25 protein-coding genes and 1 pseudogene are annotated in these 23,942 nt (G+C 60.0%); 17 read left to right on the top strand and 9 right to left on the bottom strand.

Annotated elements, in window-relative coordinates; translation table 11 throughout:
* Positions 1-31: 31 nt before the first annotated feature.
* Positions 32-1,318, bottom strand: a complete 1,287-nt coding sequence (locus RG2_RS01495) for a cytochrome P450 (RefSeq protein ID WP_033231582.1) — start codon at positions 1,316-1,318, stop codon at positions 32-34.
* Positions 1,315-1,557: a ferredoxin gene (locus RG2_RS01490; protein ID WP_033231796.1), complete on the bottom strand. Its 243-nt coding sequence runs from the start codon at positions 1,555-1,557 to the stop codon at positions 1,315-1,317. Before RG2_RS01490 ends, RG2_RS01495 begins: the two co-directional genes overlap by 4 nt.
* Before the next feature lie 164 nt (positions 1,558-1,721).
* On the opposite strand from RG2_RS01490, the gene RG2_RS01485 reads away from it, so the two are divergent.
* A complete protein-coding gene (locus RG2_RS01485; protein ID WP_045064387.1) occupies positions 1,722-2,354 on the top strand; it encodes a TetR/AcrR family transcriptional regulator in 633 nt (210 codons plus the stop codon).
* A gap of 26 nt (positions 2,355-2,380) precedes the next feature.
* On the opposite strand, the gene RG2_RS01480 is transcribed toward RG2_RS01485, so the two are convergent.
* The 4 genes from RG2_RS01480 to RG2_RS01465 all read right to left on the bottom strand — a co-directional run bounded on the left by RG2_RS01480 (position 2,381) and on the right by RG2_RS01465 (position 6,382).
* Positions 2,381-3,040, bottom strand: coding sequence for a TetR/AcrR family transcriptional regulator (locus RG2_RS01480; protein ID WP_255285210.1), 660 nt, complete (start codon positions 3,038-3,040; stop codon positions 2,381-2,383).
* A 152-nt stretch (positions 3,041-3,192) separates the two neighbouring features.
* A complete protein-coding gene (locus tag RG2_RS01475; protein ID WP_033231583.1) occupies positions 3,193-4,671 on the bottom strand; it encodes an aldehyde dehydrogenase family protein in 1,479 nt (492 codons plus the stop codon).
* 25 nt (positions 4,672-4,696) lie between these two features.
* Positions 4,697-5,527 (bottom strand): mycofactocin-coupled SDR family oxidoreductase, encoded by an 831-nt coding sequence (locus tag RG2_RS01470; protein WP_033231584.1) that lies wholly within the window; start codon positions 5,525-5,527, stop codon positions 4,697-4,699.
* Between the two features lie 54 nt (positions 5,528-5,581).
* On the bottom strand, positions 5,582-6,382 hold the full coding sequence (locus RG2_RS01465; protein ID WP_051730252.1) for a carboxymuconolactone decarboxylase family protein: 801 nt from the start codon (positions 6,380-6,382) through the stop codon (positions 5,582-5,584).
* 337 nt (positions 6,383-6,719) lie between these two features.
* On the opposite strand from RG2_RS01465, the gene RG2_RS32650 reads away from it, so the two are divergent.
* The 6 genes and pseudogenes from RG2_RS32650 to RG2_RS01440 all read left to right on the top strand — a co-directional run bounded on the left by RG2_RS32650 (position 6,720) and on the right by RG2_RS01440 (position 10,192).
* Positions 6,720-7,061: a DUF5984 family protein gene (locus RG2_RS32650; protein ID WP_371851289.1), complete on the top strand. Its 342-nt coding sequence runs from the start codon at positions 6,720-6,722 to the stop codon at positions 7,059-7,061.
* A pseudogene (locus tag RG2_RS01460) lies at positions 6,959-7,555 on the top strand (DUF5984 family protein); the annotation flags it as partial. The gene RG2_RS32650 and the pseudogene RG2_RS01460, both read left to right, overlap by 103 nt.
* A gap of 165 nt (positions 7,556-7,720) precedes the next feature.
* Entirely contained in the window at positions 7,721-8,083 is a 363-nt protein-coding gene (locus tag RG2_RS01455; protein WP_033231586.1) for a GntR family transcriptional regulator, read from the top strand.
* Complete coding sequence (locus RG2_RS01450; protein WP_033231587.1) at positions 8,080-9,015, top strand: ABC transporter ATP-binding protein; 936 nt, start codon at positions 8,080-8,082, stop codon at positions 9,013-9,015. Before RG2_RS01455 ends, RG2_RS01450 begins: the two co-directional genes overlap by 4 nt.
* On the top strand, positions 9,012-9,752 hold the full coding sequence (locus tag RG2_RS01445) for a hypothetical protein (RefSeq protein WP_051730253.1): 741 nt from the start codon (positions 9,012-9,014) through the stop codon (positions 9,750-9,752). The genes RG2_RS01450 and RG2_RS01445 overlap by 4 nt, the downstream gene beginning before the upstream one ends.
* Before the next feature lie 32 nt (positions 9,753-9,784).
* On the top strand, positions 9,785-10,192 hold the full coding sequence (locus tag RG2_RS01440; protein WP_230589991.1) for a nuclear transport factor 2 family protein: 408 nt from the start codon (positions 9,785-9,787) through the stop codon (positions 10,190-10,192).
* 74 nt (positions 10,193-10,266) lie between these two features.
* Here RG2_RS01440 and RG2_RS01435 read toward each other — a convergent pair whose 3' ends face one another.
* Positions 10,267-11,265 carry a poly(ethylene terephthalate) hydrolase family protein gene (locus RG2_RS01435; RefSeq protein WP_116538713.1) on the bottom strand — a complete coding sequence of 333 codons (999 nt, stop codon included), beginning with the start codon at positions 11,263-11,265 and terminating at the stop codon, positions 10,267-10,269.
* A 212-nt stretch (positions 11,266-11,477) separates the two neighbouring features.
* Between RG2_RS01435 and RG2_RS01430 the strand changes: the two genes are divergently transcribed.
* The 3 genes from RG2_RS01430 (at position 11,478) to RG2_RS01420 (ending at position 16,487) form a co-directional block, all read left to right on the top strand.
* Positions 11,478-13,919, top strand: coding sequence for a glycoside hydrolase family 3 protein (locus RG2_RS01430; protein WP_230589992.1), 2,442 nt, complete (start codon positions 11,478-11,480; stop codon positions 13,917-13,919).
* A 143-nt stretch (positions 13,920-14,062) separates the two neighbouring features.
* Complete coding sequence (locus RG2_RS01425; protein WP_033231589.1) at positions 14,063-14,674, top strand: TetR/AcrR family transcriptional regulator; 612 nt, start codon at positions 14,063-14,065, stop codon at positions 14,672-14,674.
* A gap of 148 nt (positions 14,675-14,822) precedes the next feature.
* Positions 14,823-16,487: a hypothetical protein gene (locus tag RG2_RS01420; RefSeq protein ID WP_230589993.1), complete on the top strand. Its 1,665-nt coding sequence runs from the start codon at positions 14,823-14,825 to the stop codon at positions 16,485-16,487.
* Between the two features lie 24 nt (positions 16,488-16,511).
* Here RG2_RS01420 and RG2_RS01415 read toward each other — a convergent pair whose 3' ends face one another.
* The gene (locus RG2_RS01415; RefSeq protein WP_033231804.1) at positions 16,512-16,880 is read right to left on the bottom strand and encodes a winged helix-turn-helix transcriptional regulator; all 369 of its coding nucleotides are present in this window, start codon (positions 16,878-16,880) and stop codon (positions 16,512-16,514) included.
* Between the two features lie 112 nt (positions 16,881-16,992).
* Between RG2_RS01415 and RG2_RS01410 the strand changes: the two genes are divergently transcribed.
* Positions 16,993-17,619 (top strand): NAD(P)-dependent oxidoreductase, encoded by a 627-nt coding sequence (locus RG2_RS01410; RefSeq protein ID WP_051730255.1) that lies wholly within the window; start codon positions 16,993-16,995, stop codon positions 17,617-17,619.
* 437 nt (positions 17,620-18,056) lie between these two features.
* Here the strand turns inward: RG2_RS01410 and RG2_RS01405 are convergent, their stop codons facing one another.
* Complete coding sequence (locus RG2_RS01405) at positions 18,057-18,812, bottom strand: pentapeptide repeat-containing protein (RefSeq protein ID WP_033231590.1); 756 nt, start codon at positions 18,810-18,812, stop codon at positions 18,057-18,059.
* A gap of 375 nt (positions 18,813-19,187) precedes the next feature.
* Here RG2_RS01405 and RG2_RS01400 point away from each other — a divergent pair, with 375 nt between their 5' ends.
* From RG2_RS01400 to RG2_RS01380, 6 genes are all read left to right on the top strand, one after another.
* Positions 19,188-20,096: an MFS transporter gene (locus RG2_RS01400; protein ID WP_084724314.1), complete on the top strand. Its 909-nt coding sequence runs from the start codon at positions 19,188-19,190 to the stop codon at positions 20,094-20,096.
* Positions 19,987-20,661, top strand: coding sequence for an MFS transporter (locus tag RG2_RS32645; RefSeq protein ID WP_072782249.1), 675 nt, complete (start codon positions 19,987-19,989; stop codon positions 20,659-20,661). The genes RG2_RS01400 and RG2_RS32645 overlap by 110 nt, the downstream gene beginning before the upstream one ends.
* Before the next feature lie 134 nt (positions 20,662-20,795).
* Complete coding sequence (locus tag RG2_RS01390; RefSeq protein WP_051730258.1) at positions 20,796-21,428, top strand: TetR/AcrR family transcriptional regulator; 633 nt, start codon at positions 20,796-20,798, stop codon at positions 21,426-21,428.
* A 263-nt stretch (positions 21,429-21,691) separates the two neighbouring features.
* Complete coding sequence (locus tag RG2_RS01385; RefSeq protein WP_080711605.1) at positions 21,692-22,252, top strand: HtaA domain-containing protein; 561 nt, start codon at positions 21,692-21,694, stop codon at positions 22,250-22,252.
* The gene (locus RG2_RS31675; protein ID WP_155276675.1) at positions 22,249-22,410 is read left to right on the top strand and encodes a hypothetical protein; all 162 of its coding nucleotides are present in this window, start codon (positions 22,249-22,251) and stop codon (positions 22,408-22,410) included. Before RG2_RS01385 ends, RG2_RS31675 begins: the two co-directional genes overlap by 4 nt.
* Before the next feature lie 666 nt (positions 22,411-23,076).
* A complete protein-coding gene (locus RG2_RS01380; protein ID WP_033231592.1) occupies positions 23,077-23,916 on the top strand; it encodes a MaoC/PaaZ C-terminal domain-containing protein in 840 nt (279 codons plus the stop codon).
* The last annotated feature ends 26 nt before the right edge of the window (positions 23,917-23,942 follow it).

Below are 23,942 nucleotides of genomic sequence, written 5' to 3'. Positions count from 1 at the left end.
GAGCAATCGCCCGATGCTGTTGTACGACGAATTACGGCTTTCGGATCGGGTTGAACTCGATGTTGAGTTCCATGAGCCCGCGCAGCAGGAAGGTGGGCTCGTATACGTATCGACGGTTGCCGGCCGGGCCATGTGCGCGTTCGCTGATGGCGATGTCGCTCATCCGGTCGAGCAGACGGTTCAAGGTGACGTAGGCCTCCACTCGAGCGAGCGGTGCACCGGCGCAGGTGTGCAGCCCACGACCGAACGCGATGTGGTCGTGCGAGTTCTTCCGATCGAGCCGAAACTCATTCGGATTATCGAACTTTCGCGGATCACGGTTGGCGGCGGCGAGACCCAGCATGACGACAGTTCCGGCGGGGATGTCGAGATCGCCGATTCTGGTGGACTTGCGGGCGAGGCGGAAGTCCACCTTCGTCGGACTGTCGAAACGAAGTGATTCCTCCATGAATGGGCGGATCAGACTGCGATCCTCACGCAGAGTTTGCTGGAGTTCAGGGCGTTCGGCAAGTACTCGTAACGCCGAACTGAGTAGCTTCGTCACAGTCTCCTGGCCGGCGGCGAACAGGAACGTTGCAGGCCGGACGATTTCCAGGATTTCAGGTGTTGATCCGTCCGGATACTTGGCCGACGCCAGACCGCTGAGAATGTCGTTGCGGGGTTCGCGACGCCTTTCGGTCACGTAACCGCTGAAGCGCTCCTCCAGGTATTCCAGCGGGTTGATCCCGACAGGATCATGGTTGAGCGCTCCAACATGGTTACCGGGTGGCTTCCCGGCGCCCAGCATCCGGCGAAACTCCGCCCGATCTTCTGACGGAACACCAAGTAAGTCCGTAATTGCCAGCGTAGCAAAAGGTTTAGCGTACTCACCCAGAAACTCGCAGTCCCCGTTATCGATGAATTCGTCGAGCTGACAATCAGCCAAGTCCCACAGATACTGTTCGTTCTCCTGCAGGCGCTTTGGGGTAAGGAGCCGTCCCAGTAGCGATCGAGCTCGCGTGTGCTCAGGTGGATCCATCACAACTATGTGCTCGAAGATCGGGAAATGGTGACGGTGCGCTTCGATCTGGGCGGTGATGTCGTCACCCTCGGGTTCGAACGGCAGCGGAGGAAACGGCCCGCCGATCGCATTTACGGCCGACAGCGCGTCGGTGTTCTTGAATCCCTCGATCACCTCTTGATGTCCGGTGACTGCCACCACGCCGTAGTGCGGCTCACGAAAAACCGGATTCTGTCCTCGAAGGTAGTCGAAGTATTCGAAGGGATCTTGTGCGATCTCTCCGTCGGAGAAATAGTCGACTGATGCTAGATCGGTCATCGGATCACTGACCTTTCGGGTGAAGTAGCAGGCAATTCGTCCACGATGCTGATGGCCTGGCGCGGGCAAGCACTGACCGCGGCCAGCGCTTTGGGCCACAACGCTTCCGGAGGATTCTCGTTGCAGCTTGCGACGTCATCGTCGACGAGGTCGAAGATCTCGGGCGCGATCTCGACACACAGCGCGTGCGCCTCGCACATGCCGCGATCGATATGTACGCGCTTTGGGGAACCAGTCATTGGGTGCTCCGCATTGTGAATTCGAACTCGAACAGCGGTGGTCTCGCCGATTGCCGACGGCGCGGACATTTTCCGTGCGGCCACCGTAGGATGTGAGGTAAGTAACTGAGTTACTAAGCGCTACGATAACCTGGTTATCCAGACAAGGCAAGGGAATTCACAAAATGGAGAATGTAGATCTTGCGGGCGGTCCGGAGCTCACACGAGACCCACTTCTCGACACCGTCATCGACTTCCTCGAGGACGAAGGGTACGACGCGGTGCAACTCCGCGAAGTCGCGCGTCGTGCCCGCACGTCGCTGTCGACTATCTACAAACGGTATGCCACTCGAGAAGAATTGATCGCTGCTGCCATCGAACGGTGGATGATGGAGAATCACTCCGGGCTCGTCAATCACACGCGCGGCCCGAATGAGCCCCTGCACCCGGCCATAATGCGGGTGATGGGGTCGATATTCGAACCTTGGGAAAAGCACCCGACGATGCTCTTTGCGTACTTTCAAGTACGGACCGTCGTCGGCGACCGTGATCTCGGCATGGACAGCTTCGACCCCGTCATACGCATCGGCAGATCAGTCATGTCCGACGTAGACCCTGAATTCGTCACAGAACTGCAGTCGATACTTTCGGCCGTCGTCTACGGACTCGTAGGTCGGTGCCGCGAAAACCAGATCGCGATCAGCGACATCATGCCGACAATTGATCGCACCGTCTTCTTGCTGACCACTGGCTATCAGGCCTCGCAGCACAACGAGACAGCTGGGACCGATCGGCCGCCCGCTTCTGTGACTCGCTGAACGCGAGACGGGTCGCGATCGTGGAGTTATCCAAGTGCTGCAAGCGTTTCCGTCGAGGGTGGAGTCGTAAGCATGGCTACGAGCGTGTCGAGGAGTTGACTGACATATACGGCATATGACGCAACGGGGGCGCCGAGCAAACGTTGACGGTGGCGGTCGGCACTTGTGTGCAAGCACATTCCGGAGGCTTGGTGAATTCTGATCTCGCGCAACGCTTGTGGAATGTGTCCAAGGAGAGCGCCAACTCGCTCGTAGTAGACACGTTCAGAGTCTCGAGACCCCTCAGGTAGGTCGTCAAGAGGATGCACCACCCGAATGAGTTGCTCGAGAAACGGCAAGTAGTAGCAGTCTTCGTCCTCAGCGAGTTCCATCAAAGGCAACTGATGCGCTTCGAGGACACTTCTCAGGTCCGTTGCAGAAGAGCGCGCGCCGAGAATTGCTCGCCTCCGTGTCAGTTCTTCGACCCGGTACGCCAGGATGGCTTGTATCAAGCCCTCTTTGCCTCCGAAGTGGTATTGCACCGCGGACTTGTTGGCCATACCTGCCGCAGTTCCGATGTGCCTCAGCGGCACACCATCGAAGCCATGCAGAGCATAGAGTCGCTCAGCAGTGAGAATCAGCTGCTGTTTGGCCGACAGGTTTACGGCTGCAGGGGCGTATTTTGGCACACCTAATGTAACCATCATCGAAGCCTAAGTCCAAAGACTTAGGCTTCGACGCCTCGCCTGAAGGCGGGATGCGGCACGTGGCGTCCCCACACCCGACAAGCGCGGCACAGAAGGACGAAACCACCGAGCATGTGGAGAGGTACTCGAAGGGAAACTACGGCGATTCTCGATCACGACATTCCGATACGAATGTTCTTCACTTGCTGAAACTCGTGGAGGCCCTCGAGTCCCCCTGCTCTACCTGTACCACTCTGTTTATAACCGCCGTAAGGACTTTGGGGTGAGATATCGCTGTTGCGATTGACCCAGACCGAGCCTGCTTCGAGCTGACGCGCAACTCGATGTGCGCGTGTGAGGTCGTTGGTTTGAATGTAGGCGTTGAGTCCGAAAACGGTGTCGTTCGCGATGCCCACGGCCTGTGCTTCGTCGGTGAATCGCATTATCGAGACGACTGGGCCGAATGTTTCGATCCGGGCCAACGGTGAGTGATTGTCGACGTCGGTGAAGACGGTGGGTTCTATGAAGAAGCCGTCTGCCAGGTCTCCACCGAGTCGTTTGCCACCGGCGATGAGTTCACCCATCTCCTCGGTTGATGCCCGATCAATGGTCTCGAGGATGCGATCCGCCGCCACCTGACTTACCACTGGCCCGACTACGACGCTTGGATCGAAAGGTTCTCCGATTTTCACCGACTGCACCACAGCGAGAAATTTCTCGATGAACGCGTCGTAGACGGAGTCCTGCACAAGGATTCGACTACCACACGCACAGCTCTGACCGGCCTGTCCAAGTGGACCTTGAAACGCCGACAGTTTTGCCGCCGCATCCAGATCGGCGTCAGCGAAGACGATGTTGGCGGATTTGCCACCCAGTTCGGTGGCCACCGGGGTGAGATTGGCAGCAGCTTCGGCGATGATCTTTTTTGCGGTGTCGCCTCCGCCTGTGAAGTGGATCTTGCTGATCCCGCGATGGCGGACGAGCGCGGCACCGCCTTCGGGTCCGGATGGCAGCACATTGACCAGTCCGGGTGGTAGACCTACCTCGAGACAGAGTTCGCCGAATCGCAGTGATGTGAATGGGGAGAGTTCGGAAGGTTTGAGTACGACTGCGTTTCCGGCGGCGAGGGCAGGAGCAACGTTGAGTCCGACGACCACCATCGGCCCATTCCAGGGTGCGATGATGCCGACTACTCCGTAGGGCTCGCGTTCGATCAGGTTGACGTCGAACTTGTTGGACACGGGGGTACTCGATCCGTGGGCCTTGTCGACGTATCCGGCGTAGTACCGGATGAACTTTTCAGCCAATCCGATGTGCCCGGCACTCATCATTATCGGAACACCGAAGTCATGCACGTTGAGCCGCGCGAGACGATCGACGTCAGCTTTCACCGCGTCGGCGAGGTCGAACAAAAGATCGCGACGACGCTCAGGCGTGTACGCGATCCACTCACGATGAGCCTCCCACGCAGACTTCACTGCACGGTCGATTTCGACTTCGCCGGCGATCTCGATCGTTGCGTTCCGTCGGCCGCTTGCCGGATACACGTGCTCGTACGATCCACCCGAGGAGCCCGAAACCCAGTCACTGCCGATGAGAAGTCCGCTGGGAAGTTCATCGAAAACGGTTGCAGCACCATATGTTGCAGTCATAGAACTTCCTTGTCTCGAATGACTGTCAGCGAATCATGAATCCGGCGTCGAGTGGCCATTGGATGCCGGTGATGAATTTGGCTTCATCGGAAACGAGATATGCGACAGCATTGGCGACGTCTCCACACTCGAGCATTTGCAGCGGTAAAGCGTTTTGCATCCCGGAGATCGAGTTCGAGCCGCCGGCAGCGGCATGCGCCATGAGGGCGTCCATCGCGGCATTCTGGGTCATCCCGCTGGCTACTCCGGTGGGATGGATGGTGTTGACCCGAATCCATTCCGGGGCGAGATGTGCTGCCAAACCCTGCATCAGAGCCACAACGCCACGTTTGGCAGACGCGTACGCATTGCCGCTGGCTGACAACGACGAGGAAGCTTTGAGACCGGCAGTCGAACTGGTGATGACGATCGACCCGCCGCGCGCAGCCTCGCGCATGGCAGGCAGCGCCGCTCGCACCGTGTGATAAACCCCGGTCAGATTGGTGTCGATGACATCGTTCCAGTCCGCCAGAAAATCCTCCGATTCTGCCCCCATCCGGATGATGCCTGCATTGGCAATAACGATGTCGACGCGACCGAACTGCTCGTACCCCTCCTCGAAGGCGGCAGTGAGTTGTCGATAGTTCCGCACGTCAGCTTTCAGGCCGACCATGCGCCGAGATTCCTTCTCCACCAACCGCACTGTCTCTTCGAGGTCAGCTTCGCTGGCATTCGGATAGGTCATCGAGTCCACGTTCTCGCAGATATCAACGCCAATGATGTCGACGCCTTCACGGGCGAGCCGTATCGCATGCGCTCGGCCCTGTCCCCGCCCGGCTCCGGTGATAAAAGCGACGCGGCCTTCTAATCCTGACATGTTCGAAGTTCTCCTTTAGACATCAACTTTTCGAATGTAATTTCTGGCGACGTACTAGGCGCTCTCATGTCGGACGCCGCCAACGGCAGTCCGGGCCAGGCTCAGTCGATCCCATGCTTCGTCGGCAGTCGTCTGTAGGGCTTCACCTTTGGCAAATCCCGAGTATGCGGATAGCTGGAGAACTACTTCATCCATCTCCGACTTGGTGATATCGCCCGATTCCAAGGCCGAGCCGACATGTGATTGCAGCGGCGTCACTGCATCGTTCACCGCCACGGATGCAACAGTGATGAACCGTCGATCCCGCCTCGTCAAACCCGGGCGCTGCCAGACGTGTCCAAAGACGAAGTTCAAGATCCCGGCGTGAATATAGGGAGTATCGGGCGATGGAGCGTCGATCAGATTGACGTCCATGAATTCTTTTACACCACGTTCGATCCGATCGTCCCAATCATTAAGCCCGAGAGTGTCATTGCTCGCAGGTTCAATTGGGGAACGCTCGAGACCTCGGTCCTTCTCTATCCGGGCCCACTGGCGGCGAACGACGCCTTCGAGATGTGAAGCTTTAGGCCAACCGTTGTACACAGCGAAATGCAAGACAAACTCGAGCATCTCGTCGACGGTCATGTCACCGCTGTTCAGCGCGCCATAGACCTGCTCGTCTATGGCACGAGGCGCAACAGCAGCCCCAACGCAGGTCAGTGTGACCCAACGTCTGTTGCGCCGGCTCAATCCAGGGCGGGACCAGATCTCGCCGAACACGAAGTCTTGGTTTGCCTCATCGAACGCCGAACCGATCTCGGCGGGCCGAGTCGTCATCACCGCGTATACAGCTTCCTTACCTAGATTTTCCATCCCTGTACTCACCTTTCAGTCGTTGGACTGAACTCTAAGTCGTGGGACTTGTTTATGTCCAGCATGGATTTTCTCGCGCCATGCCCGAACTGCCGAACTGAATTCGGCCGCTCACTCGGAGGCCGCCTTTTCATCACAGTCTCCGCGCACCTCACCCCGAGTCCGTGGCACGCAACTCAGGGCGATTGGGTTCGTCACGTCGGTTGCAGCGACTACTACGGGTCGTTCCGCACTACGACGTTGGCCTTCGGAAAGGGATCGCGCGCGAAGTACATTGCCCCGCTTCTTGTTTCCATCGACTTTTGCACGTCGACGACCGAGATACCCACCTTCTCAGATGCTCTCGCGCGAAAGCCTGTGGACGGAATATGCGGCGATAGAGTTACATCGAGGCATGGTGCGTTTCCAGTTCGAGCTGGTACCGGTGGACGAGGTCGAACCGTGGGGAGAGAACCGGAACCTGCACTGGTTCGGGCTCACCGAGGGTTGGTATTGCCTCGATGTGGGTGGAGTCGATTTGTTGCGCAATAGCGAGCAGACAACGGCCAGGCGCTCCCCCACGGACGGGCGAACCGTCCCCCGTGCGCGGAATATTACGTGGTCCGCCTCCGGGAAGACATGCTGCAAGCGTTGCCCTACATCCTCGAACCAGTACCGAATGACCTGGTGGATTTCGTGACTGCCGGGTGGTCAATCGATTTCGATGACATCGACGACGCAGAGCTCCTGGACAATACGCAGATCGACGCGGCCATCGATGCATACAGTGATCGGAGCGTCGACACGGGTTATCTGCGTTTCGGGCCCGAACTACAGTGGTGGCGCACACTCGAACCGGTAGACACCGTCAACGTGGACTGGCGGTTCCCTGTCGACCCCGACGGCGATGTCGCGTTCACCGCGCCGCTATCGGGCCGGGCATCGGGCAGCACCAACGAATTTGTCTCCGCAATAACGGATTTCGACTACCTCCTCCTCGAAGCCATGCAAGTGAGGGTGGACACGATCGCCGCGACCGACGTTCTCTCGGGGTTCGACCTCGACATCCCCGGTCTGATCCGGGAGCAGGCCGAGCGTCGGACCTGGCTCTCGCAAGCGATGGCGCACCAAGTGAACACCGACTGGGATGCGGTACGGGCAGGCGCGTCGTTCCTGACTCGGCATTCGAGGTGAGTTCCGGCTCGCGCCATTCACGTCGCTGAACGAACCGATGTTGCAAGAATTCTCAGGCCACACCTGGAACGGGCACGACGTCACCGGGGGTTGCCAACACCCCTCACTAAGTTCTATGGTTCATTACATGAGTAATGAACCAGTGAGCCCCGGGCGTGGATCATCGTGATCGACGACGGGCGACCACTGTTCCAGCAGATCGCCGAGCAGATCGAAGGCTCGATCATCGACGGCTCACTGCCCGAAGACGGGCAGGTGCCCTCGACCAATGAACTTGCGGCGTTCCACCGGATCAACCCTGCGACGGCAGCCAAGGGCCTCAATCAGCTCGTATCCGAGGGGATCCTCTACAAGAAACGAGGAATCGGAATGTTCGTCACTCTCGGTGCGCGCGACGCACTCAGGTTCAGACGCCGAGAAGCATTCTCACGTCAGTACATCGAGCCGCTCGTAGCGGAGGCCGAACGACTCCAGATCCCCCTCGACGAACTCAAATCCATGCTGGACGACAGGAAGGTGGCCCGATGAACGCGAGCATGACAACGACCGAGTCCGACATCAGGCGTTTCACCGACTTCGAACTCGCCGCCTCGATGCGCGCAGTGAACAGAAGATACGGGGATGTCGACGCGCTCTCCGACGTCTCCTTCGAGATCGAGCACAACAAGATCTATGGCCTGCTTGGCCGTAACGGCGCGGGCAAGACGACGATCATGCAGATCCTGACCGGGCAGGACCTGCACACCAGCGGCGAGGTCGAGGTATTCGGCGCCGCCCCGTTCGAAAATTCTGACGTGCTGGCGAACGTGTGCTTCGTCAAGGAAAGCCAGACATACCCCGAAGACCTCCGGGTCAAGCACGTACTCACCGCCGCGAGCCATCTGTTGCCGAAGTGGGACCACACGTTCGCCGAGGCACTGCTCGACGACTTCCAACTTCCTCTGGGCCGCAAGGTAAAGAAGCTTTCGCGCGGCATGCGATCGGCACTGGGGGTAATAATCGGGCTCGCATCCCGCGCGCCGCTGACGCTCTTCGACGAGCCGTACCTCGGTCTCGATGCCGTTGCACGCCAACTGTTTTACGACCGACTTCTTGCCGACTACGCCGAACATCCACGTACCGTGGTGCTTTCGACTCACCTGATCGACGAGGTAGCCAATCTGCTCGAGCACGTGATCGTCGTCGACCACGGCCGAATCGCGCTCGACGAGGACGCGGACACACTGCGCAGCCGCGCAGTAGTGGCAACCGGTCCCCTCGCTGCTGTAGATGCTTTTGCCGCGTCCGGCACGGTTCTGCACCGTGAGTCCCTCGGCTCCCACGCCCGAATCACGGTGCAGGCCGGCGTGACCGATACCGAGCGGAACCGTTTGCGGGAGGCTGGGGTCGAACTGGAGCCGGCATCTTTGCAGGAACTTGTCATCGCGACCACCACACAGCGCAGGGAGACCACCGTATGAGCATCACAACGACCGCGCCCCGGACGATCCCGAAGGCACCCACCCGGTCCCGGATCGGTTCCGTCCTCCAATTGCATACGGTCGCATGGCCGCTGCTGATCGCCTGGCCGGTCGGCATTCTGCTGGTCTCGTTCCTGATCAGCTTCACCATCTACGCGATCGTCAGGAACGAGCAGGACGAGGGTTTCACCGGCAGCGTGTTCTCCGTCTACGGTTTCGTGCTCGCTTTCTACCTCCAGTCGATGGCCCAGACATTCCCGTTCGCACTCGGACTGAGCGTGACTCGCCGCGAGTTCTTCACCGCCACAACGGTGATGGCGCTGGCGCAGTCCGCGGTCTTCGCAATCGCGCTGCAGCTGCTGTCAGTGGTGGAGTCCGCTACCAACGGCTGGGGTGTGCACATGCGTATGTTCGGCATCGCACGCTATTTCACCGACAGCACGGCCGTGCAGCTGTCGGCGCTGTTCGCAACGCTGCTGCTGACCAGTTCGATCGCGATGCTGACGGGTGCGATCTACCAGCGGTGGCGGATCACCGGTCTGCTTGCCTCCCTCACCGGACTCTTCGGCGCGCTCGGCCTGTCAGCGATCGTAATCACCTGGGCCCGCTGGTGGCCGGCGATCGGTTCGTGGTTTGTCGATGTCCCACGGGTGGTGCCGATGGCGCTGCTCCCTCTCGTCCTGACCATCGCGTGCATCGCCGGCGCCTGGGCGACACTGCGGCGCGCAACGCCGTGACGGCCACGATCAATTAGAGGCGCCGAGGAGCGATGATGGGCAAGGACGTCACAACAGGCACGGGTGATGACGTGCAGGCAGACATACTCGCGATCCACGAGCAGTGGTCCACGGCGATCGTCTCGAACGATGCCGAACGAATCGGCAGATTCATGGCGGACGACTGGGTGATCGTGTCCTATTCAGGCATCACGTCCAAAGAACAATTCCTGTCTATCATCCAGTCTGGCGAGCTCACCCACTCGACGTTCGACCGGGTCAACGACGCCAGAGTCCGCACCTACGGTGACACCGCGGTTCTGACAGCGCGGTTGACGAACACGGCGCACTACCGCGGCCGACAATTCGACGCCGACGAGTGGACTACCGATGTCTTCGTTCGACGGAATGGCCGCTGGCTATGCGTGTTGAGCCATATCACCGCAGCTGCCACTCCCTGACTCTCGATCCTGCAGGTTAACGGCGAATTCGTCCAGCTGGGTAGGCCAACTCGGGGGTGCCCGAGAAGGTCCTGTCAGCTGATGATGTTGCTAGCTTGGTTACTCCACGCCGGCAGACTGAACAGCTCACCGGCCCCGGAGATGAAGGCACTGTGCGCATGCGCGTCTCCGCGCAAATTGTCCATGTTCCACGCAGTGAGAACACCAAGGAACCCCTGCACTCCGTCGACGCAGCCCGGATCGTTTGCCGGGCAACCGGGTTGACCTTGAATGTCGTTGTGGTTAGGACCGTTCAGAGTCGCGCGCACCTTCGGCACAGAGTCCGGGGTGGCACCGAAATAGCCCTCCGCGGACTGCGCTCCGATCAAGTCCCACGGCAACGGCTGGATCGACTGCGAAATGGGGCTGTTGGAGCCGTTCACGTACAGCACAGAACCTGTGGTCAGCGCCCGCGGATCCGTGCAGACGTTCATCGCCGCATCAGCCTTGGGCAGGCCACACATGTACTGGCCCGGAAGCTCTATGGGGACAGCGGTTTTCAGTTCGCCGCCGGAGCTGATCGCCGCGTTGAGGGCACCGACCGCCCCCTGAGAGTGCCCCATCGCACCGACATTGCCGGTATCCAAACTCTGATAGAAAATGCTCGACGGATCGCTGTCCTCATGTCGGAGGAAATCCACTGCCTCCAGCATTTCCTGACCTGTGCCGGTATTGGTGTTGTCGGCCGCGATCACCACGAACCCCCACGATGCCAGATGGGAGAGCAGATAGTCGTACTGGAAGGGGTGCGCCCACGTCCCGTCACCCCAGGTGATGATCGGGTGCCGATCTCCGTTCGCGCCCAGGTCAGTGGGATACCAGACGTCGAACTTGTTACCGGAGGAGTCGCAGCAACCGAAACCTTGCCGACTGGTCACCTCCCACGGACCTCGCTCGGAGTACGTGGCGTCGACGGTTCTGCCGTTCGCGACAGGCTCACTGGTTCCACCCGCCTGCGCTGTGGCGCCGGATCCCAGCAGAACCAGAGTTACAGCTGCGAGGAGCACGACGCTTTTGCTCATCAGACTTTTCATGTGATGCACCCTAACGACGAGACCTAATTCAACTTAGGCTTTGTTATTTAATCGTTACAGTTGCGAGTTCGCTTGCCGGAGAGCCACCTTCGACACCAATCCCGCCATGATATAACGTTTTAGTAACAACACCTATCATTTATTAAGTTTGATGGCACGATGAGTTTCCATCGGACGGGCAACCAACCCACACCATGTCGAAGGAGTGCACATTGCGGGACGAAGCAACTTACGAGGCCGTCGAATCAGCACTCGCCAAGCTCGACCTGGATGCGAAGGCACGACTCCTCCAGGGCCAGGACATGTGGACCCTTCCTGCCCTCCCGCAAATCGGGCTCGGGTCGCTGGTGATGTCCGACGGACCGGTAGGTGTGCGAGGCGTCTTCTGGGGACCGGACGATCCGTCAATTCTGCTGCCGTCGCCCACCGCAATGGCCGCGACCTGGGATCCTGACCTGATCGCGCGTGCTGGAGTTCTGCTCGCGCAGGAAGCCAGGCGCAAGGGCGTGCACCTGTTGCTCGCTCCGACCGTGAACATGCACCGCACCCCGGTCGGCGGCCGACACTTCGAGGCCTACTCCGAGGACCCTTTGCTCACCGGCGCAATCGGTTCCGGCTACGTCCGCGGGGTGCAGTCCGGTGGCGTCGGCGCCACCGTCAAGCATTTTGTAGCCAATGACGCCGAGACGGACCGCATGTCCGTCGACAACATTGTGTCCCCGAATGAGCTGCGCGAGATCTATCTTGCGCCCTTCGAGGACATCGTGAAGAACTCCCGACCCTGGGCAATCATGTCCGCGTACAACAGCGTCAACGGCACCACCATGAGCGAGCACAACGAACTTCTGAACGGAGTATTGCGGGGCGAGTGGGGATTTGACGGCTGCGTAGTCTCGGATTGGATGGGAACGCGCTCGACCCTTGGCGCGATTCTGGGTGGCCTCGACATCGCGATGCCCGGCCCCCGCTCCGTCTACGGAGAGCTACTGGCCGAGGCAGTCAGGAATGACGAGGTCGACGAGTCGGTAGTCGACGACGCAGTGCGCCGAGTCCTACTGCTCGCGGCGCGCGCGGGCCTCCTCGAGGACGCCAATCCTGCGGTGACCGAACTCCCCGCGCCGGTCGACGGCCGCGCTCTGGCCCACGAGATCGCCAGCCGTTCCTTCGTACTGACCCGCAATGCTCCCATCGGCGGTGAGACGATCCTGCCGATCGACCCGAGCACTACCACCGTCGCACTGATCGGACTGGCCGCCCGCGACGCCCGCGTCCTCGGTGGCGGCTCCGCAATGGTCTTTCCCGAGTCCGTCGTGTCCCCACTCGACGGACTGACGGCAGCACTGCCCGAGGGCTCGCTCAGCTACAGCATCGGCACAACGTTGACCGACCAGATGGGTACCGCCGAAAGAGGATTCGATCTACGCGCCCGGTGCTACGACGCTGCGGGAACGCTGCTTCGAGAACTCGACCTGCCCAACGGAATGATCACATGGATGGGAATCCTCCCGGAAGGCCTCGACTTCCAAGCGCTGCACACAATCGAGCTTCTCGGCACTTTCACACCCAGTGAGAGCGGTTCGCATCGATTCGGCACCAAGGGACTCGGCATGTTCACCCTGACAGTCGGCGGTGAAACTCTGTTCGACGGTGACCAACCCCTGGAAAGCTTCGATCCGTTCGAGCTGTTCTTCGGTGCTCCGAAGGACCGCGGCTCCGTCGAACTGACTGCCGGAGAACCTGTCGAAGTGGTCCTGAAGCACACTCCGATGAAAATGGAGGGTTCGCCGATCGACATCCTCAGTTTCAGTCTGGGACACCAGGAGCCGCAACGAGACCCGGAAGAGCTGCTGGCCGAGGCGGTCGATGCCGCGAAGGCGGCGGACGTCGCCGTCGTTGTCGTCGCGACAACTGACCAGGTCGAGTCCGAGGGCTTCGACCGCAGCACACTGAAATTGCCGGGGCGTCAAGACGAATTGGTCTCCCGCGTAGCTGCCGCTAACCCGCGAACTGTCGTTGTCGTGAACTCGGGTTCGCCGGTGGAGATGCCCTGGCGGAACGATGTCTCGGCGGTATTGTTGAGCTGGTTCCCCGGCCAGGAAGCCGGCGCCGCACTGGCCGATGTTCTGGTCGGACTGACTGAGCCGGGTGGCCGGCTACCGACCACCTGGCCCGCAACACTTGTAGATTGCCCGGTCACGGATGTCACACCCGTCGATGGCAAGCTCACGTACTCCGAGGGCCTGTTCATCGGCTACCGCGCCTGGGACCGAACAGATGTCGCACCCGCGTTCGCGTTCGGACACGGTCTCGGCTACACCACGTGGGAATACGAGAGCGTCGAATGGCAAGGCGACACCGTCACGGTTCGTATCCACAACACTGGATCTAGGCAGGGACGCGAGGTTGTGCAGGTGTATCTCGCTACCGCCGACATCGACCCGTCCAGACCCGCCCGTGCGCTTGCCGGCTTCGCGAGCGTGGTGGCAGAGGCCGGCGAAACCGCAACGGCAACAATCACTCTGCCGCGTCGTGCGTTCGAGGTCTGGGACGAGCAGAGCCGTAGTTGGTGCTACCGACCCGGATCGTACGATCTCCACGTCGGTGCCTCGTCGGCCAACTGCCCTCTCACCCTGCGCATCGAGACTCGAAATTGAAGTCCTTGAACACCGTTCGCGTCATCGCGGGGGCCGTCACCTTGGCAATGCTCTCGCGCCGACCCAGAGCCAGGACGCGGGACTGATGGCCGTCATCCTCACCCAGGCGCGATGAGAAACGCTTCCGTCGATAGGCTCACTGCATGACTGAGCGACAACGGGGTGGCCGGGCGGTCAAGGCCGAGGCCCGGCGCGAGGCCATTCTCGATGCGACGATGGCCGAGATCGCGGAACGCGGATACCGCGGCACCACTCTCGCTGCCGTCGCCGAGCGCGTCGGCCTGACGCAACCCGGACTGCTGCACCACTTTCCCAGCAAGGAGCACCTCCTGATCGGAGTGCTCGACGCTCGCGACCGATGGGACGCCGCAGCCCTTCTCGCGAACTCGACGGATGTGCGCCTGTCGCACCTCGAACAAATCGTGGAATTCAATGCCGACCGGCCCGGAGTCGTCCAGACCTTCACCGCACTCGCCGCCGAAAGCGCGACCGGGCAGCACCCAGCGCGTGAGTTCTTCACCGAGCGCTATGCGTCCGTGCGAGAGGGCATGGCCGAATTGCTGCGCGCGGAGCTCGGGGACCGATTGGCCGGCGGGCTCACACCCGAGCAAGCTGCACCACTACTCATAGCTGTCATCGACGGCATACAGATCCAGTGGCTCTTGGCGCCGGACGAGGTGGACATGCCTGCCGCATTCCGGAACTTCCTCGCGCTACTGACCGCGATGACGCCTTCCGAGCACCCGACCGCCTGACTGGACGGGCTCCTGGTCACTGTGGAGCAGCGACGCATCCGCTACCTACGTCCAAGGCCACAATCAGCACGCTGCGCCGCATTCGACACGGATGGACCGTCCTCACCAGCAACGCGGTGGACATGTCGATGCATGCGAGAATCGGACAATGATCGACACCAGCCGTAGAGTGTTGCACCCGCGCCCAACGCGACTTCTGTGTGTCGGCGTCCTCTTCGCCGCAGGCTTGCTGTGGCCCACTCCCCTCGCCGCGGCCGCACCCGCCGAGGCCGGACCAGCGAGCTGCGTACCGTTCGGGACCGCCCAGCTGCCGCCGGGCGCTCCATCGGGCGGAGGGCGCATCGGGCTGGCCGAACTGCCGACGTTCACCGGCTCGACCGCCCCGGAATCTATCGAGGTTCGCACGCCGACAACGCAATTCAACCGATTCTGGGACTTCGCGCTTGTCGGCCACGACCTGCTCACTCGGCCACGGGAAGCCGACGCGTCTACCACCGAACCCTGGCGATTCGTACCGATGCCCGAGTGCCTGCGCGGCCGACTGGTCGGGATATCGCTGGACGACGACGAACTCGTCGCGGTCGACGACAACGGCTGGATCTACACGATGGACAACGCGTCCCAGCACCCGCTCGCTTGGAACTGGACCTCCGCGTGGGGCGCACCCCTGTGGAGCGCCCCCGGCCGCCAACTACCAGGAGACCGGCCGAACGGATGGGCGCTGAGCGTGTCGTCGCCGTGGGACAACCAAACCTTCACCGACATCGCCGGACGAATCCACTTCGTCGGATTTGGCAAGATGACAATGCTCCCCGCGCTGACCGGGGACGGCAGCCGCATCACGTACGCGGACCCGTGGCTCCCCAACGACGACAGCTACGAGATCGGCGGGCCGCTCGGCGGGCGGTTCCAGGCCGACTCGTTGTCGGCGGCCGGATCGACCACCTTCGTGATGAACAAGTACGGCGACATGTACACCCGCACATTCGATTTCGATTCGTCGGGATCGGACTCGATCTTCTTCCGCTACAGCTGGGACGACCAGTCGGATAAACCGTCCGCGCCCAACCTCGTCGCCGAAACGCTCGACCGCAGCACCGCCGCAATCCAACTGCCGGCTCCGGACTGGGTGCACCAACCCAAGATTCCCGGCGAGATCACATCCGCGATCAGTGTGCACTCCCTCGGCCCCGGCCCGAATCGGCGCGAGTTGCGCGTAGAGGGCCGTAACGGCACCGAATCCGGCTTCTGGCACAAGGATCTCGTAGGCGGCCTGTGGGAGTTCACACCAACGGGCGCGGACCTCCTCGGCTCGCCGATCGAGAACACACCGATCGACCGCTCGACAGATACCCTTGCCCCCGCGGCCCCTTGGGACCTGTCCACAACGCTGCCCGCCCGCAACGGCGCCATCGACGGTCAGGCACTGATCGACATCGGTTTTCCGTACACCGTGGTGGACCCGCGCATGCTCGACGCGATCGGCCAGCACGCACAGCCTTCTGGCTACCGGTTGGACGTGGAACACTTCGATCCCGTCGCCACCACCCGGACCGCGACAGTCACCGCACCGGACGGCACCTGCATTCCAGTCATCCTGCACACCGCCGACGGACTCCGAATGACACCTCGCGGGCCCGGCCTCGACGCCAACCCCCGCCACCTCGTCGGGGCAATCGAAATCCCGGTGGACGCGTACGCGACTCGGGAATCGAACCCCGCACTGGACGCGTTTGTCCGAGACTGGATGCGCGGCAACCACATTGCAGCGATCACCCTCAGCGCCACCGACCATGACCTAGTTATTCGCTGACACGAAACCCCGCCGCGCGACCCGTCAAGCGAGCCCAGCTTCGTGCTGACGACGCGACTCGATCACCTCCGGAAGGTGTTTTTGAGACCACTCACAAGCAGCCTGCAGCGGCTGCGTGAGCGTGTATCCGAGCGTGGTCAAAGCGTAGGTGACGTGACGCGGTGATTCCGAATGCACTGTCCGACTGACGAACCCGTCACGCTCCATAGTTCGCAGAGATTCGGTGAGGACTTTCGGCGCAACGTGCCGCATCGGGACTTGTATCTCGGAGAACCGCCGGGCCCCACCGAGGAGGCAGAAGATGATCTGAGCATCCCATTTACCGCCTACCTGCACCGGAGGACGAACCGTCCCGCACGAGGCGAATAGTTCTGAATCCAGAGGTCCAGTCATGGAATCCACACTACGGATGTCGGGTCGCTTACGTTGCGGTAACCGAGGGGGCGCGTTCTACCGTGAACGCGTCCCCGTCGCCATCTCGGTGACGCAGTGAACGGAGGAAAGCATGAGCCGGATTGTGTTGTTCGGAGCTGGCGGCCGCGCGGGTCGTCGAATCTTGGCACAGGCCCGCGCCCGGGGCCACGACGTACTAGCCGTGATGCGCCACCCACATGCGCACCCCGACATCGACGGCGTCACGGGCGACGTCACCGATGTCGCTGACGTACGCCGACTCACAGCAGGGGCCGATGCGGTGATCAATGCCGGCGCTAGCATGGATGTACCACCGGACCAGTTCTTTTCCGCATCCACGCATGCATTGATCGGAGGACTGCAGACCAGGCGTCTACTCGTGATCGGGATCGGAACAACCCTCGAACCGACCCCGGGAATACGACTGGTGGATACACCTGACTTCCCCGACGAAGCGAAGCCGTTCACCGTCGGTCATGCCCTCGAACTCGAACTCCTCCAGCAGAGCCCGAGCGAACTCGACTGGGTGGTAATCACTCCCCCTCCTGTGGTCATCGCAGAGCACGCCGAAACCGGCCCACTACTAGTCAGCGCCGGCCCGGAACTCTTGCATTCATCCGATCCCGCATTCACCTATACCGACCTCGCTGTCGCGACGGTTGACGAAATCGACAATCCGACGCACCACCGAACACAGATCGCCGTGGTCAGAAACTGAATCCCCATTGGGAAGCCGTGGATCGATCAACGAGTCGAACTCCACTTGGACGTAGGCTACGCCCGCATCGAGATGCCGATCCAGAGGCTCGAAGCTGTCGAACAGCGACACGTCGTCCTTCACGACGAACAATCCGTCTGCGATTTTCGGCGGTGCCGGCCTGTAACAGATCCAATTGTTCGTCGACTTCCGATTTCTTGGCCGAATCAACCGAGGTGAACTCGAAACAGTTGAGGCGCAGCGAATCGAGGGCATCAACGACGCTGTACGACTGGTAACCCCTGACGCGTCGACGTACAACGACATTCGAGAGCAGATAGCGGAGAGCAGATAGCGGAGTGCAGAGCCTCGAGCGTCTCCGCGTTCACCACGCGCCTGACCGTCGCCGCCGGACGGGCAGGAGGACGAAGCAGCCGAGGTCAACGTCAGCTAGCTCTTCACTCGAGTTTCGGACTTGACGGCGGCCCATCCTCATCCTCCGCGACAATGGCTCGGGCGTAGCGTGCGGCATACCGCTCCAGTGCGACGCTTGCCTCGTCTTCACCTTTCCATTGGTCAGGCACAGCTGTGCCGTCGCTCGTCGTTCGCGAGACCTGTGCCATGCCGAAATCGATGATGGTACGGGTGAACGAGCACCGCACGAAGCTCGTCGACGCGGAGAACCGCACGGCACCGAAGGTGCAATCGACGAACGAGGTGTCGGAGAACTGCGCACCTGCGAGGTCCGAGTCGTCGAACGTGCACCGATCGAACACGGTATTGGGCACGGAACGTAGCTTGTGGGCTTTCGCTCCAGTGAAATCGCAATCGACAACCTTCGGCCCGAGCGCCAGACGAGAGAGGGTGGCGCCGCGGAAACTGCATCGTTCGAATCTGCGGTTCAAGCGTGGTTGGCCGGTCAATGCGGCGAAATCGAAGCGGCAGTCGAACAATTCGGCTTCGAACGCCGTGAGCGCACCGCGCACGAAACTCAGATCGATATGTTCCAGCGTGACGAATCTGATGTCCAATCCATAGCGACCCACCGTCAGACCACACAAATCCAGCAGCTCATTCTCGGTCGCGGGCCACGGGGAGGTGAGCGTGTGAGGGGGCTTGGTGATTCGCGACTGATCGAGCAGCTGCGCCCGTAGATTTTCGACGTCCTCTACTGACCAACGGCGGCGCAGAGCGCTGATCTCCGACCTCTTCACAGCCCCGATCGTATCGCTTACATCGGCAGAAACTGGCGGTGGCTGCCGAAGACCCGATTGGAAATGCGATTGCAGTCAGCTGCGCAGAACTCCACCGATTCGGATTCGAGATCAACGGTCCGCAGCCCCCGCCTTCGAAGCGGCAGGCAACTTGACAATGTAGGACGTGGACGTTGGGCCGCAACCGGTTTCGTCCGACGGCGGCAATCCTCCAGCAAAGAAATGTGACCCTTGACACAGTTATTCGTCACTCCATACAGTTCAGCGGACGATAGTCGTCTCTTATTCGGTCGACCCGTAACCCTTGACGAGAAGGACACGAGAACCCATGCCTGACAACTCAACTCATGATGAATATTCCAACGGGGCGTGCCAGTGACCGAACCAAGCATTCAGTCAAATCTAGCGATGTCTCCACATCAAGCCGGAGGACTCGCAGCCGTTGGATTCCTGGCTTTTTCCGAAGTCATCAGCGGAATGCTGCAGTCGTGGTACATCCCGCTCTTACCGCACATTGGACAGCAGCTCAGTGTCAACCCGGCACAACTCAACTGGGTGTTGGCTTCCTACCTCCTCTCGACCGTAATTTGCGTGCCTTTGCTGGCCAAACTGGGAGACAAATACGGCCACCGTCGCATGGTATTGATCGTGCTTGGCACCGTAACCGTCGGAACGACCCTTACCGCGATGGCACCCTCATTCGGGATCTTCTTGTTGGGCAGAATCATCCAAGGAACGCTGGGCGCGCTTCTCCCTCTCGAGTTGGCAATTCTCCGAGAACGCGCTGGCGCTGACGCAGGACGCGCAATCGGAATACTTGTAGGGTGCCTTGGCGCCGGAGGCGCGGCGGGGACACTTTTGGTCGGGATACTCGGAACTACAGTCGACCTGACTCTCGCCCTCTTCATTCCCGCCGCACTCACACTGACAAGCCTTGTTTGCATTGCATATTTCGTGCCCGAAACCTCCACTCGTGCAACAGGTTCCATCGACTGGACGGGTGCTGCACTGCTGGGCACCGGCCTCGGGGCCTTTCTCATCGGGATAAGCAATGGAAGCAACCTAGGGTGGATTTCTACTACAACCCTGATGACAGTTGGCGGCGGCGTGGCATTACTTGTCGCCTTTGTCATGATGGAAAAAAGAATCAGCACCCCCCCTAGTCGACTTCAACTTGTTGACGAAGGGAGGAGTCGGATTCCTGTTAGTTTTGACATTAGTATTCGGATTGCAGTTTTACGGAGCCGTTACAGTTTCTACACTGTATTATTCATCCAAACCTGACATCGTCGGATACGGATTTGGTCTCGATTCGATGGGCATCGCGTTTGCGATAACCCCAGTACCCATTGCCCTCATGATTTCGGCGGCGCTCGCCGACAGATTCGCGCGACGATTCGGTACACGAACGGCACTGCAGATTTCTGCTGCATTGATTTCCACTTGGTTTGGTGGGTTAATTGTATTTCGACACACACTGTCCGCCTTCATTTCAATGGGATTCGTTGGCGGCACCGGAATTGGTCTATTCGTCGCAATCCTTCCCGCACTCGTGATTTCTCGCGCACGTCCGGAAGACTCCGCAATCGCGGGCGCTCTATATAACACCGCGCGAACGGTGGCTGGGGCAACCGCTGGAGCGATATGCGCCGCGATCATGTCCGGGATGTTGATCAGTGGGTCGAAAATACCAAACGAAGGTGCATTCATCACAGTTTGGTCCGGCTGTATCGGAGCGGGAGTTCTAATTTTCATGCTCGTCCCGTTCCTTAACAAGCTAGGCGGAAAGGCCTACCAACCCGAGTCGCCGGAGCAAGTGATCAATCATCCGGTCCGAGAATCATCGTGAGACTGCGTACGAGATCTTTCGAACACCAGTTTTGAGCAGTGAGCGGGCCGTACCTCGCTACTGCATCGGGCTTGACCAGAAACTGACGAGATGTCCTGAAGAAAGTGCCGGATGGCGCGTGGCATGATGGGCCAATGTCACGCGCCATCCAGCAACCATCCGGCCGCGGGCGCCCGATCGATCCAGACATAGAAGCACGTCTTCTGTCCACTACGCTGGAATTGTACGGAGATCTGGGGTGGGCAAGACTGAATCTCGATCTCATTGCGCGACACGCCAAGGTTGGAAAAGCGGCCCTCTACCGGCGATGGCAAACGAAAGAACAGATAATGTCAGCCGCGTTGCGATCCCACCAAGGTCCCCAGGTCGACTTCGATACCGGAACGTTTCGTGGCGACCTTCTTACTCTTGGCCGAGCGACGGCAGATTGGCTACTAGGCGATTACGGCTTAGTGCGAATGCGAGCCATGATTGATGCAAAGATTTATCCCGAACTATTCGAGGGCGAAATAGCCGATTTGCGCAGTGAAACTATTGCCAACGGTCGTGGAATTATCTTTCGCGCAATCGAACGCGGTGAAATCATAGAGGGTACGTCGCCAGCCCTGGTACTCGATGCTGTCACAGGAACAATCGAGCACCATTATTTGATGACCCCGATGTCGAAACTCAAAGAGTTCGAATCCGGGGCCGAGAAATACATCGAATCAGTCGTCGACCTCGTTCTCGCGGGCCTCAACTGCCACAGTAATTCTGCCGACAAGTAATCACGAGTATCACCTGTCGACCAACCGGGAATCAAGCGCTCAACTTCTGTTCTCGCGGTGCACCGGCAGGCTGAGCCATTGAACGACCGACTCGCCTGTTTAGGCGAAAGTTGTTGACGTACATATACATCGAGCGTCTATAACCGACGGACCTGGCCGACGATGGTCGGCAGCGACGGGTCCGATCCTTGGTTGCGTTCAATCGGATCGCGACTTCCTGATGCGCGTAGGTAGAGAAACGAGACACTATGGAAATGCCATAGATCGATACTTCCACGTCACTGAGATGGTCAGTGAAAGAGTCATTGCTGCAATACGTTCGAGCACTTGGCGAGATTTCATATGATTCTGCCATCGTCGAACGGGGCAACGAACTGGCCTGGCCACTCGTCACCGATCATCATAAGCCCGACGGAACTCGGATTGCCCAGTACCGTGGCCGGATCCATCTCCGGGCACACGACGGACTTCTGGATATCGTCATCGCCGATCCCCAGGTTCGTTTGACCGGGGTGCAGGGGCAATTGAGCGTAGCGGCATCCAATGAACGATCTGAACGCGTCGTTGTTGCAACCCTCGATGTCATAGACAACTCAGCATCAGGTGTGCGCGCCGAAGTGCGGGTGACCACCGCCGGCTCTATGCTCTTCGGCTCCAATTGTCCTTCAGGAAAAAAGCTTTCGCTGTTGACCATCGGGTTGGCCCACAGTGACAGACACCGAACGCTCTTTCTTGCATGCCGCCGATCCCTCGTCAACCTCGACAAAAGTCACACCAAAGCGACGCTGGACGATTTTCATGGTGACGTTCCAATTTCGCTGTGAGTACCGACCGGCTCGATCAACCGTCGGGCAGCGACGCGGAGCCGGTCCTCGACACAGGCGCCGCTGAGCCGGCATTGCCACTTCTCGAATGTGAACACCTTCGTAGCAGCCGACTGGCGCGAGTTCCCCTGCCACTACGAGGACGCGTTCGAGCCTAGGACGCCTAACATGACGACGCAGCAGATGGCGCGGCTGAACAGGTCTGCAACAGCACGATATTCGACACCATCCGCAGTCCTCCTTCGCATTCCCTGTTTCACTGCTCCACTGCTCCACTGCTCCACTGCGCGTCATCGGACCCGCAGAGAGGACAGATTGCGCGGGCAGAACAAGCATTCGGTACCCACGGCCCAGAACCGAATGCGTAGCCCCTCTTCGCGTCGGGTGTTGTTTGTGGAACTAGGCCGGACGGGGTGCTCCTTTCTGACTACACAAACCAACCGTCTCGGCACACGAAAGACCTCGAACGTGGCTCACATCGGGTGAGTCCTGTCCGCTAAACCTGGATCATCGTCCAACAATCGGAACGTGTTACGCTTAGCTAGCGTGGACCTCGCTCCACGTATTGTCAAGTCCCCCTCACTACTTCACCGGCCAGTGCGATCGAATCGCAATCTTTCGATCAGGCGAAGAAATGAAGCTCCTGTTGAAAATATTCACTCGATATGCTCAGGTATAAAGAGAACAGGATCCGATTAGGCAAACGGGTCTTCCCTGAACCTGTGGAGTGCTGCGCCCTACTGTCGGCGCCGCAGGACACCCCAGGCAGCACGCCAGGTCGCGGACCGATACCGCTGACCTCTCGAGATAAGACGAGGTACTAGATGTTCGACGAGTCGTGGGTGGGTCGGCGAAGTGAGACGATCACACGCAGTTGGTCGTCCAAGGATGCGTTGCTGTATGCACTTGCAGTGGGTGCCGGGCAGGGCCACCCGTTGGAAGAACTCGAGTTCACCACCGAAAACAGCGAGGCAAAGCCGCAGAAGGTGTTGCCGACATTCGCGAATGTCGCCCTCTCCGGTGGCCTCATTCCGTTGCCAGACGGTGTGGACCTGTCGAAAATGCTCCACGCCGAGCAGGGATTCATCATCGACGACGCACTCCCCGTCGAGGGTGAGGTAACCACGTCCAGTGCCATCGCGGGCGTCTACGACAAGGGTTCCGGAACACTCGTCGAGGTCGAATCCGAAGCCCGCGACGATACGGGACGTCTGCTGAGCGTCGTTCGATCCGCTATGTTCTTCCGTGGATCCGGAGGGTGGGGTGGCAGCCGGGGACCGGCCTCGGAATGGGAGAAACCCGCTGGCAAACCCGATCATCAGGTCACCTACCGCACTCGCACGGACCAGGCACTTTTATACCGACTGACTGGTGACCGAAATCCTCTGCACACGGACCCTTCGTTCGCGTCCCGAGGCGGATTTCCACGACCAATCCTGCACGGTATGTGCGCGTACGGGTTCACCGGCCGTGCGCTGTTACATGCTGCTGCCAACTCGGAGCCGAAGCGATTCCGCGCGATGCAGGGTCGTTTCACGAAACCCATTCTCCCCGGCGAGAGCCTCACTGTCTCGATGTGGATCGACGGTACGGTCGTGCGATTCCAGACAACAGATGCAGCAGGTGCACCCGTCATCGACCAGGGCACCGCCACCATCGTGTGACCGTAAGACACACATAATTTCCGAAA

This window comes from Rhodococcus globerulus NBRC 14531, assembly GCF_001894805.1.
Lineage (GTDB): Bacteria > Actinomycetota > Actinomycetes > Mycobacteriales > Mycobacteriaceae > Rhodococcus_F > Rhodococcus_F globerula.
Note: the sequence above shows the minus strand (reverse complement) of the source record. Positions and strands in the feature narration are given on the sequence as shown.